Here is a 22675-nt window from a genome sequence, read left to right on the forward strand (position 1 = left end):
CTCACAGTCCAACGCGGGCGCTGGGCGCTTCGCCCAGGGCATGCAGGCGGAAGCTGCGGGCATAGCCGTGGGGGTCGCTGCCATCCCAGCGGATGCCATCGATCAGCAGGCTGCTGCGCATCGATGCTTCGTGACAGGGCACGCCCATGGCGCTGGCGGCGTCCCGATACAACGCCAACTGTTGGACCTTGCGCGCCACTGCCAGGTAGTCGGGATCGTCACGCAGAAGACCCCAGCGGCGGAACTGAGTCATGAACCACATGCCATCGGACAGGTAGGGCAGGTTTGCCCGACCCTGGTCGAACACCCGCAGGCCATGGGGGTCGTGCCAGTGATTGCCGAGGCCGTCGTGATAGTCGCCGAGCAGGCGCGGCTCGATGTTGGCCGGCGCGGTGTCGAGGTAGGCGCTGCCGCTGAGCAGTTGCGCCGTACTGCGACGGTTGTCGGCACCTTGTTCGATGAAGCGGCTGGCGGCCAGGATGGCCTTGATCAGTGCCCTTGCACTGTTAGGGTACTGTTCGACGAAGGCGCGTGCGCACCCCAGCACCTTTTCCGGATGATCCGGCCAAATCGACTGGCTGGTCGCCAGGGTGAAGCCCTGTCCCTTGGCCACCGCATCGGCCGACCAGGGCTCGCCGACACAGAAGCCATCGATACGACCGGCCTCCAGGTGAGCGACCATCTGCGCAGGAGGCACCACCACGCTGTCGACGTCGCGCAGCGGATGGATGCCTTGGCTGGCCAGCCAGTAGTACAACCACATGGCATGGGTGCCGGTGGGAAAAGTCTGGGCGAAGGTCAGTCGTGTGCCATGCTGGTGCACCAGTCGCGCCAGTGCTTCAGGGTTGGTCACGCCCTTGCCTTGCAGGGCTGAGGACAGATTGATGGCCTGGGCGTTCTGATTCAGGCCCATGAGCACCGCCATGTCCTTGGCCGGCACTCCGCCGATGCCCAGGTGCACGGCATAGATCAGACCATACAGGCAATGGGCGGCATCCAGCTCGCCGCTGACCAGCTTGTCGCGCAGGCCGGCCCAGGAACCCTGGCGCTTGAGGTTGAGGGTAAGGCCTTGCTGTTGGGCGAAGCCCTGAGTGGCGGCGACCACGACCGAAGCGCAATCGGTGAGGGCCATGAAGCCGATATCGAGGCTGGGCTTCTCCGGCGCATCGCTGCCGTTGACCCACGCGAGTGGTGCTGTATTCACAAAAGTCCTCGCCCGTACTGAATAGGCTGTGGACATAGGCGAAGCAACCCATGTGCCAAGGGCGCCGAGGATTTGCTGTCATGCCAGGCCGGCGCTGGCTATAATCGCACCCTCATTCACCCCCGAGCCTCGCCTGCCCATGTATACCCTGGCCCGCCAGCTGCTGTTCAAGCTTTCTCCGGAAACCTCCCACGACCTGTCCCTGGACCTGATCGGTGCCGGTGGCCGCCTCGGTCTCAACGGCATGCTGTGCAAGCAGCCGGCGCCATTGCCGGTGAGTGTCATGGGCTTGAACTTCGCCAATCCGGTGGGGTTGGCGGCGGGACTGGACAAGAACGGCGCGGCCATCGACGGTTTTGCCCAGCTGGGCTTCGGCTTCGTCGAGATCGGTACCGTGACGCCGCGTCCGCAACCGGGCAACCCCAAGCCACGATTGTTCCGCCTGCCGCAGGCCACGGCGATCATCAACCGCATGGGCTTCAACAACCTGGGGGTCGATCACCTCCTCGAGCGCGTGCGTGCTTCGCGCTACGAGGGTGTGCTTGGCATCAACATCGGCAAGAACTTCGACACGCCGGTCGAGCGTGCCGTGGACGATTACCTGATCTGCCTGAACAAGGTCTACACCGCAGCCAGCTATATCACCGTCAACGTCAGTTCGCCGAATACCCCCGGACTGCGTAGCCTGCAGTTCGGCGATTCGCTCAAGCAACTGCTCGATGCCCTGGCCGAGCGCCGCGAGCAACTGGCGGGCGAGCACGGCAAGCGAGTGCCTTTGGCGATCAAGATCGCCCCGGACATGAGCGATGAGGAAACCGCCCTGGTCGCCGGCGCGTTGCTGGCCTCGGGGATGGATGCGGTGATCGCCACCAACACCACGCTCAGCCGCGAAGGGGTCGAAGGCCTGGAGCATGGCGGCGAGGGGGGTGGCCTGAGTGGCGCTCCGGTGCTGGAAAAAAGCACCCACACCGTCAAGGTGCTGGCCGGCGAGCTGGGCGGCAAGTTGCCGATCATCGCGGCGGGTGGCATCACCGAAGGGCGCCATGCGGCCGAGAAGATCGCGGCCGGTGCGAGCCTGGTGCAGATCTACTCGGGCTTCATCTACAAGGGACCTGCGCTGATCCGTGAGGCGGTGGATGCGATCGCTGCGATGCCGCGTGGTTGAGCGAGGCATAAAAAAGGGCCCCTTGAAGGGGCCCCTGGGCCTTAGCCCGCCGCCCGGATGGGGCGCGCATGGTGACTCGAAATCAATGTCCTCGTTCAGCCAACGGCGTGATTTTCGTTGAGTCTATGGATGCCAGCGGTGCCAGTCATTCCGTCCCAGTTATCACCGCGACCTTCGCGCCAGCCGTTGATCCAGGCTTGGCGTACAGAAGGAAGATTGAAGGGGCAAAGTTCGCGGGATTTGCCGGTGACCCCGTATTGGTAGCCACGTGAATATGCTCTTTCCAACGGATCACGCTTAAGTCTTCTCATAGGGTGTTGCCCTCACTTGTTGACTGTAATGTCCCGTCGGCCTCTCCGAGGCCGGGCAGAATCGTTCTGCCGGTTTGCGCTCGCTGCCGGCGTGGCGAGCTGAAAGTGCCGCCTCGTTGCGAAGTGGCCTGAGACCAGTTCTATCGAAAGCGGCTCGCCCTGGGAATGATCGATTTGTCATAAGGACGTAATCTTTTCTAGGGTGAGAGGATAAGTAAATAAATGCGACTCAACCTTGTTTGGCCCTGAGCCGCCTGTGATCGGGGTTTGCCGCAGCATGATAGGCATTTTGCCATTGCTGGCATGCGCTGATGGAAACACCTGGAAACGCGACGAAGGGTCACATCGAGCCTGGTTCGCGGGAAATTATTCGTACTGCCCGATGATCTAAGCTGTCTTTGCCACCCGGCAAGCGGCCGAATGTCCGGGCGGCCCGGCCGTCCTCTGCGCATGGCGCGTAGCGGCGGCCACTCGAACGCTTGCTGGAAGGGCGTTCGGGCAAACATCGGCGAGGCGATGCGTCGCTTCGTCACTCAAACAGCCCAAGGCTCTGGAAGACTCATGTCGGACCGTTTCGAACTCTATCTCACCTGCCCCAAAGGCCTCGAAGGCCTGCTCGCCGAAGAGGCCAAGGGCCTCGGCCTGGATGACGTGCGTGAGCACACCTCGGCCATTCGCGGCGCCGCCGACATGGAAACCGCCTACCGCCTGTGCCTCTGGTCGCGCCTGGCCAATCGGGTGCTGCTGGTGCTCAAGCGCTTCCCCATGAAGAACGCTGACGATCTGTACGATGGCGTCCATGGGCTCGACTGGGCCGACCACCTGGCCGCTGATGGCACACTGGCCGTCGAGTTCAGCGGCCATGGGTCGGGGATCGACAACACCCATTTCGGCGCGCTCAAGGTCAAGGACGCCATCGTCGACAAACTGCGCAACCGTGAAGGCCTGCGGCCGTCGGTGGAAAAGATCGATCCTGACGTGCGCGTGCACCTGCGCCTGGACCGAGGCGAGGCGATCCTGTCACTCGACCTTTCCGGTCATAGCCTGCACCAACGTGGTTATCGTTTGCAGCAGGGCGCCGCGCCGCTCAAGGAGAACCTTGCCGCCGCCGTGCTGATCCGTGCCGGCTGGCCACGAATCGCCGCAGCCGGCGGTGCTTTGGCCGACCCGATGTGCGGTGTCGGCACGTTCCTGGTGGAAGCGGCGATGATCGCTGCCGACATCGCGCCCAACCTCAAGCGCGAACGCTGGGGCTTCACGGCCTGGCTCGGCCATGTGCCGGCGCTCTGGCGCAAGGTGCACGACGAAGCACAGGCGCGTGCCGAGGCCGGTCTGGCCAAGCCACCGCTGTGGATTCGTGGCTATGAGGCCGACCCGCGGCTGATCCAGCCAGGCCGCAACAACGTCGAGCGCGCGGGCCTGGGCGACTGGGTGAAGATCTACCAGGGCGAGGTCGCCAGCTTCGAGCCGCGTCCCGACCAGAACCAGAAGGGCCTGGTCATCAGCAACCCGCCCTATGGCGAACGTCTGGGTGATGAGGCCAGCCTGCTGTACCTCTACCAGAACCTCGGCGAGCGCCTGCGTCAGGCCTGCATGGGCTGGGAAGCGGCGGTCTTCACCGGCGCGCCCGAACTGGGAAAACGCATGGGGATCCGCAGCCACAAGCAGTACGCGTTCTGGAACGGCGCCTTGCCGTGCAAACTGCTGCTGTTCAAAGTGCAGCCCGACCAGTTCGTCACCGGCGAGCGTCGCGAGGCGCAGGGCGACGACGCTCGGTCGAGTGTCCGTGAGGCCATCGCCAGCCAGCCGGCGCGCCTGTCGGAAGGGGCTCAGATGTTCGCCAACCGCCTGCAGAAGAACTTCAAGCAGTTGGGCAAATGGGCCCGTCGTGAGCAAGTCGGTTGCTACCGCGTTTACGATGCCGACATGCCCGAGTACGCGCTGGCCGTCGATCTGTACCAGGACTGGGTGCATGTGCAGGAATACGCCCCGCCACGCTCGGTGGATCCGGAAAAGGCCCAGGCACGTCTGCTCGACGCCTTGTCGGCGATTCCCCAGGCGCTGGGCGTCGATCCGCAGCGTGTGGTGCTCAAGCGTCGCGAGCGCCAGAGCGGTACCCGCCAATACGAGCGTCAGGGGACCGAGGGGCGGTTCATGGAGGTGGTGGAGGGCGGCGTCAAACTGTTGGTCAACCTCACCGACTACCTCGACACCGGTCTGTTCCTCGACCACCGTCCGATGCGGATGCGCATCCAGCGCGAGGCGGCTGGCAAGCGCTTCCTCAACCTGTTCTGCTACACCGCCACAGCTACCGTGCATGCGGCTAAGGGCGGTGCGCGGAGCACCACCAGCGTCGACCTGTCCAAGACTTACCTGGACTGGGCCCGACGCAACCTGTCGCTCAACGGCTTCTCCGAGCGCAACCGTCTGGAGCAGGGCGACGTCATGGCCTGGCTCGAAGCCAACCGCGACAGCTATGACCTGATCTTCATCGATCCGCCGACTTTCTCCAACTCCAAGCGCATGGAAGGTGTGTTTGACGTGCAGCGCGACCACGTGCAACTGCTGGACTTGGCCATGGCGCGCCTGGCCCCGGGCGGCGTGCTGTATTTCTCCAATAACTTCCGCAAGTTCCAGCTCGATGAACACCTGCTGACCCGCTATGCAGTCGAGGAGATCAGCGCCCAGACCCTGGACCCGGACTTTGCCCGCAACAACCGGATCCACCGTGCCTGGCGTCTGCAGCTGCGCTGAAGCGTTTGGGCTTGCACGGATAATGGCCAATGGCTATAAATTGTTCAGGGCCAAGTTGATTCGCAGGACGCTGACGTGACGAGACGGTGCTATGTCCAAGGTGTATGCGAAGTGGGCCGGCCTCGGCAGGTTCAGCCTGCCGGCCTGGGCGGTAGCGCTGGTGGCGCTGGTAGCGGGTGGCCTGCTCTCGGCGGCGCTCGCGTTGGGGGCGCAGAATCTGTACAAGCAGAAGCTGCGCCAGCGTTTCGACCTGCTGGCGGATGAACGCTACAGTCGTTTGGCAGAGCGTCTGGATCAACAAGAGCAACGCCTGGATGGCCTGCGTCGCTTCTTCAGCTATTCCGATGTCATCACCCCGCACGAGTTCGACGGCTATGCAGGGCCGCTGCTGCAGCGCACCCAGGCATATTCGTGGGCTCCGCGGGTCGAGCACGGCCAACGCGCCGAATTCGAGCGTCAAGCCAGTGCCCGGCTCGGCCATGCTTATCTGATCCGTGATCGGGATGCCCAAGGCAATTGGCAGCCCGCCCCTGAGCGTGCGGTGTATTTTCCGGTGCTCTATACCCAGGCGGCCAACCTGCTTGGGCAACCCTCTGGTCTGGACCTGGCCGGCCAGGCGCAGCGTCAGGCTGTCCTGGAGCGCGCATCGGTGCCCGGCAGCATGGCCGTCTCGCCCCCTCTGGACCTGATCAACCTGCCGCCGGAACACACCCGCGGGCTGCTGATGGTGGCGCCGGTGTTCGGCGAGGGCCAGGAGCACAATCCTCCGCTGGGATACGTGATAGCGGTACTGAGCATGCGCCAGTTGCTAGGCGAGGGGTTGTCCGGGGGCAGAGACGACAACCTGGTGATGCGCGTGATCGACCCTGCCGGGGCCGGTGGTGGCGAAGTATTGTTCGAATCGGACAATGCACCCGCACCTTTGGGGTTTTCGAGTACCTATTTGTTGCACATGGCCGATCACCATTATCGGCTCGACATCCGCCCCAGCCAGGTGTTCTTCACTGCCAATCACTCCTCCCTTGCGCAGATGCTCGCCGTGCTCGGAGGCCTGCTGAGCCTGTTGCTCAGTGTCCTGCTCTACAATCTGTTCAGCCAGCGCCAGCGTGCTTTGGCCTTGGTCGAGCAGCGTACCGCGCAGCTGCGGATCAGCAAGCAATCACTGCGAGACACCCATAATCAGTTGCGCAGCGTGCTCGACGCCGCCACCCAGGTGGCGATCATCGCCACCGATCTCAAGGGTGTGATCACCACCTTCAACGCCGGTGCCGAGCGGATGCTCGGCTATACCTCCCATGAGGTGGTAGGCAGTTTGCGCCTTGAGGCGCTGGTGTCGGCAGCCGAGCTCGACGCTCGTGCCCAGGCTTTGCACCTGCCCCGTGGGCGCGAGGGTGAGGCGCTGTTGCAGGAAAGCAGCGGTAAGCCCATGGAGTGGACCTTGTTGCGCAAGGATGGCAGCCAGCTGTTGGCCAATATGCTGGTGAGCGCGGTGAACGATGAGCAGGGCTTGTGGATCGGGTATCTGGCCATCTGCATCGATGTCACCGAGCGCCGTCGCGTGCACGAAGCGTTGGCATCGCGTGATCGGCTGCTGGAAAAGCTCAGCGACGAAGTGCCCGGCGGCATCTATCAATACCGCCTGGATGCCGATGGCCACTCGTGCTTTCCCTACGCGAGCGAGGGGCTTTACGACATCTATGAAATTGACCTGCAGGTCCTGCGCGAGGACGCTTCGGCGGTGTTCGAACGCATTCATCCGGACGACCTGGAGCGTGTCCGTCGTTCGGTGCGTTATTCGGCCGAGCACCTGACGCCCTGGCGCGAGGAATACCGGGTCTGCCTGCCGCGCGCCGGATTGCGCTGGATACGCGGCGAGGCGACGCCTGAGGTGGGCGGGCAGCAGTCTACGGTGTGGCATGGCTACCTGACCGATATTTCCGACCTCAAGCGAGTCGAGGAGGAGCTACGGGCCTTGTCGGTCACCGATGCCCTCACCGGCATCCATAACCGTCGCTATTTTCAGGAGCGCTTGAAGGCCGAGCTCGATCGCGCCCAGCGCGAAGGCACCGACCTGTCGGTGATCATGCTCGATATCGACCACTTCAAGCGTATCAACGATCGCTTCGGCCATGCCGCCGGAGACCAGGTGTTGCGCAGCCTTTGCCAGCGCATTGGCAACCGCTTGCGGCGTACCGACGTGTTCTGCCGGCTCGGCGGCGAGGAGTTCATGGTGCTGTGCCCAGGCGCCAATGCCGAGCAGGCCCGCCTGTTGGCCGAGGAGTTGTGGCATAGCGTGCGTGCCGTTCCGGTTACGGATATCGGCACGGTGACGGCGAGCTTTGGTGTCGCAGGGTGGCGCCCTGGGGAGGGCGCCGATGCCTTGTTGTTACGCGCCGATGCTGGTGTGTACGCGGCCAAGCAAGCTGGCCGGGACCGGGTCGAAGACGGTCCGGACTGAGTCCTGTCGTCGACCGCTTCAGTTGGCCGCTGTGCTGCCTGCCACCTTTGGCTGGCGGTAGAGATCCAGCAAGACCTGGTCGAGCACCTGGGAGGCGCCCCAGGGTTTCGGGTCGTTGAGAATCGCAGCCACTGCCCAGGTATGGCCATTGTTGTCACGGCTGTAGCCGGCAATTGCCCGCACGGTGTTCAGCGTACCGGTCTTGATATGCCCTTCGCCGGCCATGGCGGTGCGCTTGAGGCGCTTGCGCATGGTGCCGTCCATGCCCACCAGCGGCATCGAGCTGATGAACTCCGCCGAATAGGGGCTCTTCCAGGCCGCCTGCAACAAGGCCGCCATTTCGCGGGTACTGACCCGTTCAGCCCGCGACAGCCCCGAACCATTCTCCATCACCAGGTGCGGCGCGGTGATGCCTTTCTTGGCCAGCCACTGGCGCACCACGCGCTGCGCGGCACGACCGTCGTCGCCGTCGGCATCGGTGCGGAACCGTGCGCCGAGGCTGAGGAACAACTGCTGCGCCATGGTGTTGTTGCTGTACTTGTTGATGTCGCGGATCACCTCGACCAGATCGGGGGAGAACGCCCGCGCCAGTAGGCGTGCGCTCTTGGGCACGTTCTCGATGCGATCGCGACCCTGGATACTGCCGCCCAGTTCGCTCCAGATGGCCCGCACGGCGCCGGCGGCGTAGGTCGGGTGGTCGAGCAGCGACAGGTAGGTCTGCGAGTTGCAGCCGTCACCCAACTGACCGCTGACCGTCACGGTGATACCGTCGGCCTGGGTTACCGGGTTGTAGCGCACATCGCCGCTGCACTTCTTGGATGCCACCGGCTTGACCTGGTTGTCGATATGGATGCTGGCGATCGGCGGTTCGACGGCAACGGTGACCTTGCCCCCGTCGTTGCGGGTCACGAAGCGCAGTGCCTTGAGGTTGATCATCAGCGAATCGGGCTTGACCAGGAACGGCTTGTTGACGTCGCCGCCGTCGTCGTTGAACTGCGGCAGGTTAGGCTGTACGAAATGGCTGCGGTCCAGCACCAGGTCGCCGGTTACCGTGCGTACGCCGTTGGCGCGCAGGTCACGCATGAGCAACCAGAGTTTCTCCATGTTCAGCTTGGGATCGCCGCCCCCTTTGAGATAGAGATTGCCGTTGAGCACACCGTTGCTCAGGGTGCCGTCGGTGTAGAACTCGGTCTTCCACTGGAAGGTCGGGCCGAGCAGTTCGAGCGCGGCATAGGTGGTGACCAGTTTCATGGTCGAGGCCGGGTTCACCGACATATCGGCATTGAACACCGTGGCAGTGCCGGGGCCGTCGAGAGGCAGCATCACCAGCGACAGGGCATCGTCCTGCAGCTTGTTGGCCTTCAGGGCCTGTTGCACCTTGGGGGGGAGGGTGGTGTTGACGGCAGCTGCCTGGCTGGGGATTGCCAATGGCATCAGCAGGCTGGCGAGAAAGAGGGGACGGAGCGCTTTGATCATAGGTGACAAATACCCTGCGGACGAGGGAGAAAGACATTGGGGCTGTAAGAATGGTTGCCCCAGAACGAAATATAGTGCGCATTATGCCCCAAGCGTGGCTGCGGTGAACTCTGTTCGACGGAAAAGGCCCGAACGGCAGTGGAAACTGGTAAAGTGCCGCGCGTAAATACTCAAGAGGATTGTTTCATGGCTACCAACCGTTCCCGTCGTCTGCGCAAGAAGCTGTGCGTCGATGAATTCCAGGAGCTGGGTTTCGAACTGAACCTGGATTTCAAGGAAGACCTGTCCGACGAAGCCATCGATGCCTTCCTCGACGCGTTCCTGGCCGAGGCCATGGACGCCAATGGCCTGGATTATGTCGGCGGCGATGACTTCGGTCTGGTCTGCAGTGCCAAGCGCGGCTCGGTCAGCGAAGAGCAGCGTGCAACTGTCGAAGCGTGGCTCAAGGGCCGTAGCGAACTGACCAAGGTAGAAGTCAGCCCGCTGTTGGACGCCTGGTATCCGGACAAGCCGATCAACCCGGCTTCCTGATCCCACTGGAGCAGCGCCAGGCTATCGCGCCTGCGCTGCGTCCAATCAAAGCCCTGACCCGGCCTGCTGCGCTCGGTCCAGGGCTTTTTCCACCCGGCGCATCTGACGCGCCAAGGCCTGTCGTCGCCGTTTCATTTCGGCCACGCTCAGCCCGTTCTGCTCCAGCGCCTCGCAAGCCGTCATCAACGATTGTGCCTCCAGCATTCTGGCCACGCTGAGGATCTTGTGTGCCTGCTCGGCCAGCGCCTCGGTATCCTGTTCCACCTCCAGCGCCATCAGGGCGCTGTAGTCCTCGCGTAGGCTCTGGCTGACGGTGTCGAGCAGCCGCTGAAGGTCCTGCGCCTCCAGGCCGACGACGGCGTCCAGGCCGCTCAGGTCGAACGGTCGCCGCGACACGCCGTGCTCCAGATGACGTGGAAGTACCCGGGCCAGGTGCTTGCACAACGTGGCCAGACTGATGGGTTTGAGCAGGCAGTCGTCCATGCCCGCCTCGAGGCAGCGCTGGCGCACTTCGGGCTGGGCATTGGCGGTGTAGCCGAGCAAGGTGCAGGGCGGCAGATCATGCTGGCGCTCGTAGGCGCGGATCGCATCGGCCAACTGATAGCCATTCATGTGCGGCATGTTGCAGTCGAGGATCACCACATCGAATTGGCCCTTGCGAAATTTCGCCAGGCCTTCGCGCCCTTCGTTGGCGGTGGTCTGCTGCAGGCCCAGATGGTTGAGCTGGTGGGCCATGAGCAACAGGTTGGCGGGGTGATCGTCGATCACCAATACCTTCAGATGCGGGTTGGGGGAGGCCAGGTGCTGGGCCGACCGCCCATGGGCCAGCGGCGGCTCGACCCGGCAGAGGGGCATCGCCAGGCGCACCTGGGTCCCGACGCCCTGCAGGCTCTTGAGCTGCAGGTCGGCCCCCATCATTTCGGCCAGGCTGCGGCAGATGGCCAGCCCCAGGCCGGTACCGGCGCGAGCGCCCTGGCTGTGCAGATTGGCTTGGGCGAAGGGCGTGAACAGGCGTTGCAGGTCAGCGTCGTGAATGCCGATGCCGCTGTCGCGTACCTCTACTACCAGGGTTGGCGCGTCCTCGCCGCTTGCGTCGAGTACGCAGGCCTGGATGCGGACCTGGCCATGGTCGGTGAACTTGATCGCGTTACTCACCAGATTGGACAGGATCTGCTTGAGGCGTAACGGGTCGAGCAGGGCGTGACAGCGTGCACTCGCAGCGATGTCGGCCTCCAGGGTGAGGCCCTTTTGCCGCGCCTGGCCTTCGAATACCCGTTGCACCGAAGCGATCAGTGCCGCCACGTCAACCGGCTCCGGTACCAGGGACAGCTGGCCGGATTCGATTCTGGCGATGTCGAGAATGTCCCCGATCAGTCCCAGCAGGTCACGGCTGGCGTGGTACGCGACGTCCAGCGCAGTGCGGTCGAGCTGGCCCTGTTCGGCGCGCATGGAGGCCAGTTCCAGCATGCCGATCAGTGCGTTCATCGGCGTGCGGATTTCATGGCTGATGGTCGTCAGGAAGGTGCTCTTGGCGCGGTTGGCGTCCTCGGCCTGCTGCTTGGCCTGGCGCAGCTCCTGGACCAGTTCGCGGCGCTCGCTGATGTCGATCCAGCCGCCAATGATGCCCTGCGGCTCACCCAAGGAATCGCGATAGGGCAGGATCCAGTGGTAGAGGGTCATTTCCCGCCCACGCAACTTTAAGGGACGGTCGAGGATCAGCGGTGTGCCGTCGCGCATGACCTGCTGATAGTCGGCCTCGATCTGCCGGGCATGCAGTGGATCGCAGAACAGGCTCTGTTCCAGGCGCTTGCCGATCACATCCTCGGCAGTGGCCTGCACGGCCTCTAGGTAGCTGCTGTTGCAACTTTGCAGGTGGCCCTGGCGGTCGCGCACGTACATTGGATGGGGGGTGCCATTGAGCAATGCACGCATGAACGCCAGCTGATCGCTCAGTGCCCGTTCGGCCTGCTGGCGCTGGCGGATCTGCCGACGCAAGCGGGTGTTCCAGAGCACTGCGAGCAGCAGCAGCAAACCGGTGCCCAGTAGCACCTGCACGGCGAGCTGACGCAATCGCTGCCAGCGCTTGCCGTCAGGTGGACCGTAGCCGCGCCAGCGGTTGTTGATCACTCCCAGCTCCTCTGGCGAGATGCTCGCCAAGGCTTTGTCCAGCACCGAGGCCAGGGCGGTGTCCTCCGCGCGCGTAGCCATCGCGAAGCTGGCCGGCTCGGAGCCGATGGCGCTGCGGATGACCAGCTTGGGATCGTTGTTCAGGGCGTGATTGGCATCGATCAGTGTGGTGATCACCGCATCGACCGCGCCCGTTTCCAGCAGCGCCATTGAATAATAGGTGTTCTCCGTTTCGATCCAGGCAACCTGGGGAAAGTCACGTGCGAGCAGCTCGTCCAGGGTGCTGTAGCGGGTGATTGCAATGCGCTGTCCGCGCAGGTCCTCCAGTGAATCGACCTGGCGCTCGTCGTCGCGGGTGACCAGCACATGGGTGCTTTCCAGGTAGGTGCGGGTGCTGCGCAGGTGCTGGGCGTCGAGATTGTCGTTGACCAGTGCCGCGATCAGGTCGACCCGGCCACCTTCGAGGCGGGCCAGCATGTCGGCGGTGCCACTGGCGCGGTGCACTTCGAAGCGCAGGCCGGTGCGCAGGCGGATGAGTTCCAGCAGGTCAGCGGTGACGCCGCGAAAGTGCCCGCCGACATCGAAGAACGACACCGGTGCGGCGGTTTCGTCGATGGCCACGCGCATCACCGGGTGCCGGCGTAACCATTGTTGTTCTGCCGGGGTCAGGTGCAGTTGGCGGTCGGTCAGCAGCAGGTCGCTGCCCGCGCTCCAGCGCTTGAAGATGCTGCCGTGCACGGCGCCGGGCTGAATGTCCAGAGCCATGTTCACCAGGGTTTGCAACTGCGTGTCCTGGCTGCGCATGGCGAAGCCGAAGCCTACTGCTTCATGCTTGCTGAAGTTGGCCATGCGCAAGCCGGGCAGGTGGCCGCGGTTGAGTTGATAGTGAGTGGAGATGGTGTCGCCAATGAACACATCGGCCTGGCCGAAGGCAACGGCATTGAGCGCCTGGGCGGACGAGCCGAAGGCCATCAGTCTGGCGTTGGGGTAGGCGGTGCGGATGTCCCGTCTGGGCAGATAGTGGTCGAGCATGCCCAGGCGCAGGTTGGCCAGGCCGGCGTCGAGCGGGGGCGCTTGATCCTCGCGGGTGACCAGCACCGGTTGGTCGACGGCATAAGGGCGCGACAGCGCCAGGCCATCGACTGCTGCCTCATAGCCGTTGGCGCTGCCGAGCAGATCGATCTCACCGTGCTTGAGCGCGCTGACCGCCGCATCCCGGGAGGAATAGCGCACGACCTCGATCGGCACCTGCAACGCGTTGCCGATCAGGTGTGCATATTCGGCGGTCAGCCCCTGGTAGTCGCGTCCGCCGCTGGTGATGTCGAACGGTGGGTAGTCCGGGGCGGAGGTGCCCAGCCGCAATGATCGGCGCTCTTGCAGCCAGCGCCGCTGGGATTCGCTCAGCGTCGGCTGGACGGGATTGGCGGTGGAGCGGGGCAATAAGGTGTAGGGAGCGGGCTGGGGCGCGGTGGCCCGAGCTTCAGCGCTGGCCAGGGCCAGCGCGAGTAGCAGGGGAGTGACGTAGCGTGGCATGTTCCGCCCTCAGACCAGCGCGTTGCGTTTGGCCATGTCGATCAGGTCGACGAGGGAATTGACCTGAAGTTTCTGCATCAGGCGCTTCTTGTAAGTGCTCACGGTTTTGCTGCTGAGAAACATCCCCTGGGCAATTTCCTTATTGGTCCGTCCCTGGGCAAAAAGTTGCAACACCATCAACTCCCGGTCGTTGACCTGACGGAACAGTTGCAAGTCGGCGTCGGCCGTCTCGTTACCGCCATTGAACGCCTGGCTGGGGAAATAGTTGTAACCGGCGAGTACGGCCTTGATGGCACTGAGCAGTTCGCTCAGGTCTTCCTGCTTGCAGACATACCCGGCCGCACCGGAGTGCATGCAGCGTACGGCGAACAGCGCCGGGGACTGGGCGGTGAGGACAAGCACCTTGAGCGGCAGTGCCATGGACTGGAAGCGTGAAAGTACCTCCAGGCCGTCTAGCTTGGGGATGCTGATGTCAAGGAGCACCAGGTCAGGATGGGCTTCGCGAATCATCTGCATGGCGTCGACGCCATTGTCCGACTCGCCCACTATTTTGTAGCCTTGATTTTCCAGCAACATGCGAACGGCCAGGCGGATGACGGGATGGTCGTCGACAATGAATACGTTTTGTGGACACACTGGGCTTAGTGTCAAAAACATCTAGGCTTTGACTGCCCTTGCCCTTGCCCTTGCCCTTGCCCTTGCCCTTGATCAAAGCCCAAAAGGCTTTGATGCCTTTGACGTGAAATCTTTAGATTCGGTGGGATTGTGATGGGGAGTGAGCCTGAACTGATAGTGAGTCAGGAAGAGAGGGGTTAGGGAGCGATACACCTCACAAGCTCTGTGATGAGCCTGCAACCATTGCGGTCATGCCCCTCGGTAGCTTTTCACAACGGATTGCTCATTCGAATTGCTGGTGCCACAACCGACGCAAAGTCGACTCAGGAATGCCCAGCTCTTTCTTCGCCTGAGCTTGGGTGAAGCCTCTCTTCTTCAAGTCCTGAACGGCCACCCATTTCTTCCTGGCGTCATAAGTCCCATGGCGGGCTAATTCCGCAGGCTCCGTCGGAAGGCTCGCGTCTGCCAGCTCCAAAGCATCCAGTTCCGCAAGCGCAGCCAACAGCATTTCCCTAGCTGTTTTTTGGTCATGAGAGGCAACCGTTAGGGCTAGGAGGGTGATCGGTTCCACCTTCAATGCGACTGCTAGCTGATAGCTGGTGTCGAGGCTCACCGCACTCTTTCCGAGTTCTAGCTTGCTCACATAGGGCTGGGAGACCGAGCCGCCGACGTTGGCGATGTCCTCCTGGAACAGCCCTTTTCGAGTGCGTAGCAACTGGAGGGATGCTGCAAAGGAATAACGCAGCGACATCGTATGCTCCCCAAAAGCGAACGGTATGCCGCGTTTGCCTGCCGCCACGCAAAGAGCTATAGTTATATGGATGGCGGTCAAGGCATAGATCGTCAATTTATTTGTAATTTTTGGCGGGGATGCAGCGGATGGTAAGTGGGCTCGAAGATGGGCTTCTGGGCGAAAATGGGGTTGCCCTGATTGGCTCCGAGCTGTCTCTCGAAGATGTCCTTGCTGCGGCCCGACAGCGGTTCAAGTGGTTTCCCATCTGCGTAGTTGAAGAGTGGGTGATCCTCGATGCGATAGTCACGGAAGAGGAGCGGGCCAAAGTAACCGCAGCTGGATGCCAACCAATGTTTCTGTTTGCCTACAAGGTGCTGCATGACGAGCAGAGGCGCTTCGAGCCCGGTAACTGGGTACGCTCCTCCATGGGCACTTCGTTTCAAGATGGCTACCTGTTCGTAACTCGGAATACTGCCTACGTGTTGAAAGGCCCCGGGTATCGCAAGCCTTCCAGCCTGCAAGGCATCTTCTCCATCTTCTAAGTGTCACGGCCTACTCGTGGCGACTTGCCTGTTTCAGAGGTCAAGATATGTTCCGTTCGCACCAAGCTGATATCGCCGGTTTCCCAGGTATGTTTGGAGATGGATTGATGCATTGGCACGGCGTTTCCCGAGCTCTTGCTACGCACTGGTATCACGTGAGTGTTCAGCGTCTCCATGAAGGTCAATTCAGAAGCTATGAAGAAATGCTCAATGACGAGACCCGGCTCGTTGAGTTGCTAGTGGCACAAGATGAAACCTTGCTTGTTCAGGAAGTCCAAGCGGTAACACCCGGCTGGATGAACAAAGGCGATGGCTGGAAGATGGAAAAGCTGGTGTCTCTCTCCATGGGCTTCAGCTTGGATGAAGTGCCGGTCTCGATCCTTGAGGTTGAGGGCGGTGAGGTTTACATCGACACGCATGAACCAGGCCTAAAAGTTGAGTTCCTGACTGGGCTGAAGGAGCTGTATCGCAGTCGTGCCTCGACTTCCGCTTCTGTTACAGGGCTTGGGGGGCATTAACCATGTCAGAGAACAGCGAAGTGGAAGTCGATTTCTACGTCAAACGCTATTCCGATTTCGACCTGCTTCGGATTGCTCGAGCGGTCGGGCAGGGCTTCGAAGAAGAGGTCACGGCGGTTCTTGTAAATGTCCACATCAGTAGGCACAGCGCGGTTGGCGTCGTGTTCGGGCATGCCAAGAAGGGGGCGCACGGACGATACGCTGATGGCCACCTTATCCAAACATCCGACATCCTCGCTACGGCCAAGGAGGGGAAGTTCTGGGTGATCACCACGATCCACTCCCGATACGTGATAGCTACATTCCAACGTGATGGTGGTCGGCGTAGCTTTAATGAATTTCGGCGCCTTGTGGGTAATCGCTACCCCAACACCTAATCGCGGAAGTCAATTTTAGAAATGAGCCAGGGGTGTGAATGTGTCATGCCCTAAGTATCTCTGTGCCTGAGTTTTGGCAAAAAGCAAGGAGCTTCAAGTGATTAAGTTCGAGTATCTGCGTTTTAAAGGGCGGCTGGAAGATATGCGTGTGTTCAACACGTACTCGGATAACGTGGAGGTGATCATGAAGGTGGATGATGTGCTGATTCCAAACTTCCGAATGCCTACAAAGATTTACGAGGAGGTAGATAGTGGCAAGGAGTACGAGTTTTACGGCCTGGTACAGAAGTCTCGAAATAAAGTAAAAAATAAAGGCTTTGTTTTTGCGGTGAAACCGGAGAATGGCAAGGTCATAGAGGTGCCGAGTCTGCGGTATGCCGCACAACTTGGGATCTGGGCCAACGGGGCGGTAATTTCCGCAGTGGTGTTTGTTCTTGCTTGGATCGCGTTTTTCTTTGGGTTGGGTTCAATTGTCGATGGCTATCATTATAGCTCTGTGAATGGGTTCGCAGAATATGCCGGGGATGTAACGCGTTGTGCATTTGCTCTTGCGTGCTTAATTGCGGCATTTTTTGTAGGGGTTGGAATTAATCTATTCTATAAAACCACCGTGCTTGAAACGTGGCAGTCGATTGCTCCTGCAAGGTTAGTAGAGCGTTTCAGTAAGCTGCACCGCTGATTTGGGTGACCCTTCGGGTACGGCTGTCGTAAACCAAGCCCAGTTAAGCTGGGCTTGGCCCTCCGGGCTTCCATCCTCACCTCTGCGGCCTTCGTGGCCTGCGCGCTCCGCTTGCATTGGTTGCAGTGGCTTTATTTTCATTAAGCTTTTCTGAAACATCGTCGGAGCCCTGATTATTCCAGCCTGCTTGCTAACCTAATCTGACGCGATGTGATACGGAGTTGAGCTGGGAATGGTAACTCCTCATGCTCTGTAGGCCCCAGGTTAGTGGGGCCTTCATCTGAGCGTCAGCTCACGATTGTTACGCTGTCCCTCCAGGCATTCACTGCCTGATCGATTTCGTCCATGCTCGACCAAGCGATTGAACCCGATGGCAAGACGGTATCATCGAACCCAAGAACTCCATCAAGCAGCTGTTTCACTACATTGTAGTGCTCTGCATTAGTTTTGATGTTGTTCATTGGGTTTTCAGGTTTGTCACTCTCGATGATTTCTGAGAAGTAGGCTGCTTCAAAGTTTCCGATAGAAGCCACGACGCGGGAATAATCACTCATTTGGTCGAGAATCTTCGTGTTGTTCGTCCAGGCTGGATTGTTTATTTCAATTTCTTTGTAGACTTTCTTGCCGTCCACGCTGGCCTTTTTATCTAAAGAGCGAGACTTCGTTCTTTGCTGGTCAGTGTCGTGCAGGACGTAGTATTTGGTTTTGAAGTGGTTCAATACCTTCATCATAGAGGCAACAGTGACCTTGCCTCGCGCTCTGATGATGTTGATATCTTTGTATCGCAGGCTACCGTTCTTGACCTCGCGATCCCTGATATAGTTGAACGCAGTGTATTCGGTATCACCCTCAACGATCAGCACTTTACCTCCGAAGAAAGCTTCGGATATGTGCGAGTCAAAGAGGTTCATAAGCTTGAGGTTCTCTTTATCATCCTCATCAAGTTGCACGCGATCAGGACGGTAAAGAGTCGTGGCCGAGACCTTGTGGTCGTGATCTTTTTCGGCACGAATGATGGTTGTGTGATCTTTCGCAAGATCAATGAAGCTCGGCGAGTGGGTGGTGAGCATTACCTGCCAGTTTTCGCTGTCAGGTAGGGAATACAGAACGTCTCGTGCGGCCTGTGTGGCTCGAGGATGAAGACTAACCTCGGGCTCATCAATAAGTAGAATATGTGAGATGTTCGCGCCCAGAGCCTCGTGATGTTGCTTTGCTTTACTACCAACAGCTCTGGCCTTTATGCCTTTGTCAGCGAGCAACTTCAATATCGTCCACAGAGCGGTTCTCTGTGTTCCGCTGCCCTGTTTTTCGAGAGGGAAGGAGATGCCGTTGGTTGCGCCCATCTCAAGGGAAAACTCTTCTCCAAGTAGGTCAATGCTAATTGGCGCCATGCATTCAGGTGCTACAACCTTCATCTCGTAGCCTGGAAAGATTTGCTCCAAGATAAGATTGGCCTGGGTTTGCATCGATGCAATCCCGGCAGCTTGGATATCTTTAGAGTCTTGTCGAAGAGTTTTCAAACTTTCGACAATATTTTCGTAGCGAGATTTCTCATCTTCATCGCTAGCCTTTATTCGTTTAAGATCATCCTCAACAAGGCTCTTGAGAAGCGAGGTGATAGCTTTGCTCTGCGCCTCTGGGCTATCAAATGTGTTAACCCGATGGGGCTTAGGGCGTCTCGAATTCGATAGAGATTTCATGCCCCAAGGCATTTTTTCTTTGTCGCCGGGCTCAGCCCAGCGACCTAATTTTACATTGTAACCAATTCGCACTGGCTCAACGCCAGCTCCTGCCCAAGTCCAGCGTTCTTTTACGACCCAGGTTTCATGAGGAGCTACAGCACACCATTCGTCACCAGGCTTGTTTTCTTCAATAACAATAGAGTGGAGTTCGATTTCAGGTAGAGCATCTTGAATGGTTTGACGATTATGGAAGTCATCTTGGTTAAGCTTTTGTCCCTCGGTAACGACTTCGAATGCCCTTAGGATTGTACTTTTCCCTGAGTTGTTGGCGCCGACAAGAACGACAATTTTGTCAATGTCAACTTCAATCCCCTCAGGCCCAATGCAGCCAAAGTTTTTGATCAAAAGTTTTGTTATTTTTGGGATCGACATTTACCTATCTCACTCATGCGCATGTTTAGTGGTGTGCCGAATGCTTGTCTGGCCGCGCGAGCGTAGCTTGATGGCGCTAATGGCACAATGCCTTTAATTGCAACTGGATGTATGCTTTAGTCGCAGGGATGACTTGGCATACAGGCTATGTACATGCCTGTGCTTACACCGACTCGGCATGGGATTTCCCGCTGTTGACTCCGAATCGTGCAGTTCTGAGCGCCTTCGTCTGATGGCATGCTAGTGCAGTGACCAGATGCCAATTGAGGGGTTTTTATGACTTAGCAATTCGATTGAGTGGCTTTAGCAGGAGGTTTTCTGGGCTTTGCCCAAGCTGCGTTTACCTCCGTGCTGGCCAAATGGTACTGTCAGCCATTGGTCGCTGTTCGCGACTTGCCGGCACAGGAGAAGTCAGCTTGGGAGCTCTAGCAAATTCGTCTGGAACGTCACCGTTCCTGTCCAGATATGCCACTCCCAGGACAGGAGAGGACAGGATCCCTGGCTACTACTCTCCAGAGCTCAAGATGTGGGCTGTTGAATCCTCGGCAGGGGTAGTGCCCATCATTGCGGATGGCGCCTTGGATGAGCTTATGACTAAGACGAAGGTGAATGCTGAGCAGGATGATGAGGGAGGTTGGCAGGTTGAACTGTTGACCAAGACCTATCAAAAGGTTGAGAGCGACGATGAGGATTTCAATCCTTATCGAGCGCTATCGTCTGCTGATAGCTCCGCTTTCATGCGCCGTTTCGACTCCACCAATCACCTGCTGCAGCTTGTGACTAAAACAGATGCAAAAACTGAGCGTGATGACCGGTGCGAGGTTAACCATATTCTCGAATTGGTGACCAAGACCAATGTCCAGGTGGAGCGGGACGATAACGGCGACCCTACCTTCGGGCTGGATACTCGTTACTACACGGACTGACCTGGAAGCGTCTCATGTTATTGCTGGTTACCAACCGTCGTGACATTACGATGGATTATGTTGTGGCGGAGCTTGGTCGGCGTGGCCAGCCTTTCATGCGCTTGAACACCGAGGAGCTCCCGCAAACACTCTGCACGATGGCGAGTTACCCGCGCGATGCTTGGTCTATTTCCCTGGGCGGTGAGACTGTCCGGGGCGAACAAATTTCCGGGGCCTACTTTCGCAGGCCAGGTGCGCCGGCAGTCTCTGACCAAGTCGATGATGCAGGAGAACGGGCATACATCGAGGCAGAGTGGAGCAGCTTTCTTAAAAGCTTGTATTCGCGCCTGGAAGGTCGCTGGCTCAACTCGCCTGCCAAGATTTTCATGGCTGAAGACAAACCAATGCAGCTTCTGCTGGCTCAAGAAATTGGCTTCTATGTCCCCCAGGCACTCATCACTAATGATATCGTCTCTGCCCGTACCATCACGGAGGCTAGTCCGGCCATAGCCAAGCCTCTTCGCCAGGCCGTCTTAACTGGTAAAACAGAGCGCGTCATTTTCACCACCCGTCTAGGCAAGCTTGAGGATGAGCAAGCCCAAGCTATTGCAATGACTCCCTTCATTGTCCAGACAGAGGTAATCAAGAAATACGATGTGCGGGTCACCGTGGTAGGTGAGCGAGTTTTTGCTACCGCAATTTGGTCTCAAGTGAGCCCAGAAACTGAGGTCGATTGGCGTCAGGGAAGTCGTCCAGACCTCCGCCATGAGAAAATCAGTCTTCCCGAGTTAGTGCAGAATCAATGCGTAGCGCTGGTGAGTCGCCTGGGCCTTCGCTACGGGGCTATCGATTTGATTAGTGATCGGGCGGGGAAGCTGTGGTTCCTGGAGATCAACCCTAATGGCCAGTGGGCATGGATTGAAAACCTGACCGGGTACCCTATAGCCGCAGCAATTGTAGATGAGTTGACGGTGAACAGTGTTGGTAAGGCTTAAGGAATTTCTTCAGTGGATATGGCCGACACTCGAACCTCTAACGCCCGAGGAGAAGGCTGAAGATCACGAGAGGGCACGCCACCTAGCTTCCTCTGTTCAGGCTAGCGATTTGTCTAAGGATAGCGAAGTAGCGCTGGATGAATCGCGACGTCTTTTCGATGCCGAGGTTGACCGCCGGAAAGGAGCGGATGCCAAGGCAGGGATCTACCTCGCTGCGATTACTGCGCTCATCCCTGTCCTAGTCTCTCTTCTTCCTACGTTGTGGACTGATAAGTCCAGCAGGTGGATGGGCTGCCTCGGACTGTTCTTTTTTGGATGGGCTGTCGCCTATTTACTAGGGGCTGGAGCGTGGGCCTTCCGTACCTTGAAAGTTGAGGGCTTTGCCCAGTTAAGCCCAGGAGAGATGGTACGGAGTTGGAAAAAAATTTCACCGAAGGCGGCACTGGCAAAGCAGTTATCTAGCGCGGTGCTTTACAACTACCCATTGGTGAATAGGAAAGTAACCGGCATCAAAATGACCCATGAATACCTTCTTCGGGCGTTCTTGAGCTTCACCTTCTTGCTGGTGCTGCAAGTGCTCTGGCCAGTAGGTGAATGGATCGCTGCGGAGGCTGGGAAACTTATTAGTCCCGACGTTATTTCTCCTTTGATTATGTGCTATTCCTAGCCAGCTTATGGTTTGCGCCACCCGCAAGGGTCTTTCGGTTTCCAACTAGGATGCACTCTCATAAGTAGTGCGTCATGCGATTGTGCCTACCAAGGAGTGGTGATGCCACCGATCTCGCCAAGTACCCCGCAACGCGATCCGGAGCAAGATTTTTCGACTCTCACTGAATTGTTTGCGGTGATGATCGAATCCCAGCGCGACCAGCCCCTGACGCCAGATGATGCCTGGATCAACCATGCCCAGATCTTGGCGGTGAAGCTGTTCAAGCAAGCGTGCTCGGTCAGAGTGCTCATCAACAAGACTCAACTGAGTTTCCAAGATGGTAAAGAGATCGTCTTCGTGGATCATTCATCCGCTACGATCCTTGCCCGAGCATGCCTTGAAACCTTCATTGTGTTCCATTGGATCTTCCAGAGCCAGGATCCCGCGCTTAGGAAATTCAGGCACGGAGTTTGGCGTTTAGGCGGTCTCAGGGATCGGCTCAAGCTACACCCCTCAACCGACGCGGCGAGGGAAACCATAAGCAAGACTCGCCTGCAGGTGATAGAGCAAGTTGCGGAGATCGAAGCCTCACCGTACCTGGGCGACTACAAGCCTGAGCAAGCAAAGCGGCTGCTCAAGGGGGAATGGAGGGTAGGGTGGTCATGGACGGACGAAGCGGTGAGGGCAGGATTCCATAAGAAATACTTCCAGAACGTCTACTCCCATTTCTGCGGGTATGCGCATAGCTCCTACATCAGCTCCATGCAGATGGGGGAAGCACAGTCGATGGAGGATCAGCGAATGCTGGCTCTGGTAGCTTTGCAAACTGCTGTGCATGTGATGGCGAGGGCGGTGGCGTTCTATGCGGAGCTATTCCCAAAAGGCCGATCAGTGTTGGAAGCGGCGTCAGAGGAAGCTCAGAAGGTCGCCTACTTCTGGGGGTTCACGGGTGATGATATGGATCGCCTTTTTTAAGAGGCTTAGGGGCG

General features: G+C 59.2%; 19 protein-coding genes. 12 read left to right on the forward strand and 7 right to left on the reverse strand.

The window, feature by feature from the left end:
- Position 1: 1 nt before the first annotated feature.
- Complete coding sequence (locus tag KY379_RS01030) at positions 2-1240, reverse strand: CmpA/NrtA family ABC transporter substrate-binding protein (protein WP_261240447.1); 1239 nt, start codon at positions 1238-1240, stop codon at positions 2-4.
- A gap of 103 nt (positions 1241-1343) precedes the next feature.
- On the opposite strand from KY379_RS01030, the gene KY379_RS01035 reads away from it, so the two are divergent.
- On the forward strand, positions 1344-2369 hold the full coding sequence (locus KY379_RS01035) for a quinone-dependent dihydroorotate dehydrogenase (protein WP_261240446.1): 1026 nt from the start codon (positions 1344-1346) through the stop codon (positions 2367-2369).
- A 95-nt stretch (positions 2370-2464) separates the two neighbouring features.
- On the opposite strand, the gene rmf is transcribed toward KY379_RS01035, so the two are convergent.
- The gene (rmf, locus tag KY379_RS01040) at positions 2465-2680 is read right to left on the reverse strand and encodes a ribosome modulation factor (protein WP_003248687.1); all 216 of its coding nucleotides are present in this window, start codon (positions 2678-2680) and stop codon (positions 2465-2467) included.
- A 561-nt stretch (positions 2681-3241) separates the two neighbouring features.
- On the opposite strand from rmf, the gene rlmKL reads away from it, so the two are divergent.
- Together rlmKL and KY379_RS01050 are read left to right on the forward strand one after the other, a co-directional pair.
- Positions 3242-5434 carry a bifunctional 23S rRNA (guanine(2069)-N(7))-methyltransferase RlmK/23S rRNA (guanine(2445)-N(2))-methyltransferase RlmL gene (gene rlmKL, locus KY379_RS01045; RefSeq protein WP_261240444.1) on the forward strand — a complete coding sequence of 731 codons (2193 nt, stop codon included), beginning with the start codon at positions 3242-3244 and terminating at the stop codon, positions 5432-5434.
- A 91-nt stretch (positions 5435-5525) separates the two neighbouring features.
- Positions 5526-7892 (forward strand): diguanylate cyclase, encoded by a 2367-nt coding sequence (locus tag KY379_RS01050; RefSeq protein WP_133328785.1) that lies wholly within the window; start codon positions 5526-5528, stop codon positions 7890-7892.
- 18 nt (positions 7893-7910) lie between these two features.
- Here the strand turns inward: KY379_RS01050 and dacB are convergent, their stop codons facing one another.
- The gene (dacB, locus tag KY379_RS01055; protein ID WP_133328783.1) at positions 7911-9368 is read right to left on the reverse strand and encodes a D-alanyl-D-alanine carboxypeptidase/D-alanyl-D-alanine-endopeptidase; all 1458 of its coding nucleotides are present in this window, start codon (positions 9366-9368) and stop codon (positions 7911-7913) included.
- Between the two features lie 186 nt (positions 9369-9554).
- Between dacB and KY379_RS01060 the strand changes: the two genes are divergently transcribed.
- Positions 9555-9899, forward strand: a complete 345-nt coding sequence (locus KY379_RS01060) for a YggL family protein (RefSeq protein ID WP_196172146.1) — start codon at positions 9555-9557, stop codon at positions 9897-9899.
- A gap of 45 nt (positions 9900-9944) precedes the next feature.
- Here KY379_RS01060 and KY379_RS01065 read toward each other — a convergent pair whose 3' ends face one another.
- The 3 genes from KY379_RS01065 to KY379_RS01075 form a co-directional block, all read right to left on the reverse strand.
- The gene (locus KY379_RS01065; protein WP_261240443.1) at positions 9945-13559 is read right to left on the reverse strand and encodes a transporter substrate-binding domain-containing protein; all 3615 of its coding nucleotides are present in this window, start codon (positions 13557-13559) and stop codon (positions 9945-9947) included.
- A 9-nt stretch (positions 13560-13568) separates the two neighbouring features.
- Positions 13569-14216, reverse strand: a complete 648-nt coding sequence (locus tag KY379_RS01070) for a response regulator transcription factor (RefSeq protein ID WP_261240442.1) — start codon at positions 14214-14216, stop codon at positions 13569-13571.
- Between the two features lie 241 nt (positions 14217-14457).
- The gene (locus tag KY379_RS01075; protein WP_261240441.1) at positions 14458-14925 is read right to left on the reverse strand and encodes a helix-turn-helix domain-containing protein; all 468 of its coding nucleotides are present in this window, start codon (positions 14923-14925) and stop codon (positions 14458-14460) included.
- A gap of 128 nt (positions 14926-15053) precedes the next feature.
- Between KY379_RS01075 and KY379_RS01080 the strand changes: the two genes are divergently transcribed.
- The 4 genes from KY379_RS01080 (at position 15054) to KY379_RS01095 (ending at position 17023) form a co-directional block, all read left to right on the forward strand.
- Positions 15054-15449: a DUF6957 family protein gene (locus KY379_RS01080; protein ID WP_261240440.1), complete on the forward strand. Its 396-nt coding sequence runs from the start codon at positions 15054-15056 to the stop codon at positions 15447-15449.
- Between the two features lie 47 nt (positions 15450-15496).
- Complete coding sequence (locus tag KY379_RS01085) at positions 15497-15967, forward strand: hypothetical protein (RefSeq protein WP_261240438.1); 471 nt, start codon at positions 15497-15499, stop codon at positions 15965-15967.
- Between the two features lie 2 nt (positions 15968-15969).
- Entirely contained in the window at positions 15970-16344 is a 375-nt protein-coding gene (locus KY379_RS01090; protein ID WP_119714029.1) for a hypothetical protein, read from the forward strand.
- A gap of 97 nt (positions 16345-16441) precedes the next feature.
- Positions 16442-17023, forward strand: coding sequence for a hypothetical protein (locus tag KY379_RS01095; protein WP_261240436.1), 582 nt, complete (start codon positions 16442-16444; stop codon positions 17021-17023).
- A gap of 287 nt (positions 17024-17310) precedes the next feature.
- Here KY379_RS01095 and KY379_RS01100 read toward each other — a convergent pair whose 3' ends face one another.
- Positions 17311-19137: an ATP-dependent nuclease gene (locus KY379_RS01100; RefSeq protein WP_261240435.1), complete on the reverse strand. Its 1827-nt coding sequence runs from the start codon at positions 19135-19137 to the stop codon at positions 17311-17313.
- 524 nt (positions 19138-19661) lie between these two features.
- Between KY379_RS01100 and KY379_RS01105 the strand changes: the two genes are divergently transcribed.
- The 4 genes from KY379_RS01105 to KY379_RS01120 all read left to right on the forward strand — a co-directional run bounded on the left by KY379_RS01105 (position 19662) and on the right by KY379_RS01120 (position 22661).
- Positions 19662-20063, forward strand: coding sequence for a hypothetical protein (locus KY379_RS01105; RefSeq protein WP_261240434.1), 402 nt, complete (start codon positions 19662-19664; stop codon positions 20061-20063).
- A 14-nt stretch (positions 20064-20077) separates the two neighbouring features.
- Positions 20078-21037 carry an MvdC/MvdD family ATP grasp protein gene (locus KY379_RS01110; protein ID WP_261240433.1) on the forward strand — a complete coding sequence of 320 codons (960 nt, stop codon included), beginning with the start codon at positions 20078-20080 and terminating at the stop codon, positions 21035-21037.
- A gap of 109 nt (positions 21038-21146) precedes the next feature.
- Entirely contained in the window at positions 21147-21704 is a 558-nt protein-coding gene (locus tag KY379_RS01115) for a hypothetical protein (protein WP_261240432.1), read from the forward strand.
- Positions 21705-21806: 102 nt separating this feature from the next.
- On the forward strand, positions 21807-22661 hold the full coding sequence (locus KY379_RS01120) for a DUF5677 domain-containing protein (RefSeq protein ID WP_261240431.1): 855 nt from the start codon (positions 21807-21809) through the stop codon (positions 22659-22661).
- The last annotated feature ends 14 nt before the right edge of the window (positions 22662-22675 follow it).

Source organism: Pseudomonas sp. HD6422, from assembly GCF_025377065.1.
GTDB lineage: Bacteria > Pseudomonadota > Gammaproteobacteria > Pseudomonadales > Pseudomonadaceae > Aquipseudomonas > Aquipseudomonas putida_U.

What these genes read in the sequence shown, in the direction of transcription:
- KY379_RS01030 (WP_261240447.1), bottom strand. Translation starts at nt 1,240, where the DNA reads ATGTCCACAGCCTATTCAGTACGGGCGAGGACTTTTGTGAATACAGCA.
- KY379_RS01035 (WP_261240446.1), top strand. Translation starts at nt 1,344, where the DNA reads ATGTATACCCTGGCCCGCCAGCTGCTGTTCAAGCTTTCTCCGGAAACC.
- rmf (WP_003248687.1), bottom strand. Translation starts at nt 2,680, where the DNA reads ATGAGAAGACTTAAGCGTGATCCGTTGGAAAGAGCATATTCACGTGGC.
- rlmKL (WP_261240444.1), top strand. Translation starts at nt 3,242, where the DNA reads ATGTCGGACCGTTTCGAACTCTATCTCACCTGCCCCAAAGGCCTCGAA.
- KY379_RS01050 (WP_133328785.1), top strand. Translation starts at nt 5,526, where the DNA reads ATGTCCAAGGTGTATGCGAAGTGGGCCGGCCTCGGCAGGTTCAGCCTG.
- dacB (WP_133328783.1), bottom strand. Translation starts at nt 9,368, where the DNA reads ATGATCAAAGCGCTCCGTCCCCTCTTTCTCGCCAGCCTGCTGATGCCA.
- KY379_RS01060 (WP_196172146.1), top strand. Translation starts at nt 9,555, where the DNA reads ATGGCTACCAACCGTTCCCGTCGTCTGCGCAAGAAGCTGTGCGTCGAT.
- KY379_RS01065 (WP_261240443.1), bottom strand. Translation starts at nt 13,559, where the DNA reads ATGCCACGCTACGTCACTCCCCTGCTACTCGCGCTGGCCCTGGCCAGC.
- KY379_RS01070 (WP_261240442.1), bottom strand. Translation starts at nt 14,216, where the DNA reads ATGTTTTTGACACTAAGCCCAGTGTGTCCACAAAACGTATTCATTGTC.
- KY379_RS01075 (WP_261240441.1), bottom strand. Translation starts at nt 14,925, where the DNA reads ATGTCGCTGCGTTATTCCTTTGCAGCATCCCTCCAGTTGCTACGCACT.
- KY379_RS01080 (WP_261240440.1), top strand. Translation starts at nt 15,054, where the DNA reads ATGGTAAGTGGGCTCGAAGATGGGCTTCTGGGCGAAAATGGGGTTGCC.
- KY379_RS01085 (WP_261240438.1), top strand. Translation starts at nt 15,497, where the DNA reads ATGTTCCGTTCGCACCAAGCTGATATCGCCGGTTTCCCAGGTATGTTT.
- KY379_RS01090 (WP_119714029.1), top strand. Translation starts at nt 15,970, where the DNA reads ATGTCAGAGAACAGCGAAGTGGAAGTCGATTTCTACGTCAAACGCTAT.
- KY379_RS01100 (WP_261240435.1), bottom strand. Translation starts at nt 19,137, where the DNA reads ATGTCGATCCCAAAAATAACAAAACTTTTGATCAAAAACTTTGGCTGC.
- KY379_RS01105 (WP_261240434.1), top strand. Translation starts at nt 19,662, where the DNA reads ATGTGGGCTGTTGAATCCTCGGCAGGGGTAGTGCCCATCATTGCGGAT.
- KY379_RS01110 (WP_261240433.1), top strand. Translation starts at nt 20,078, where the DNA reads ATGTTATTGCTGGTTACCAACCGTCGTGACATTACGATGGATTATGTT.
- KY379_RS01120 (WP_261240431.1), top strand. Translation starts at nt 21,807, where the DNA reads ATGCCACCGATCTCGCCAAGTACCCCGCAACGCGATCCGGAGCAAGAT.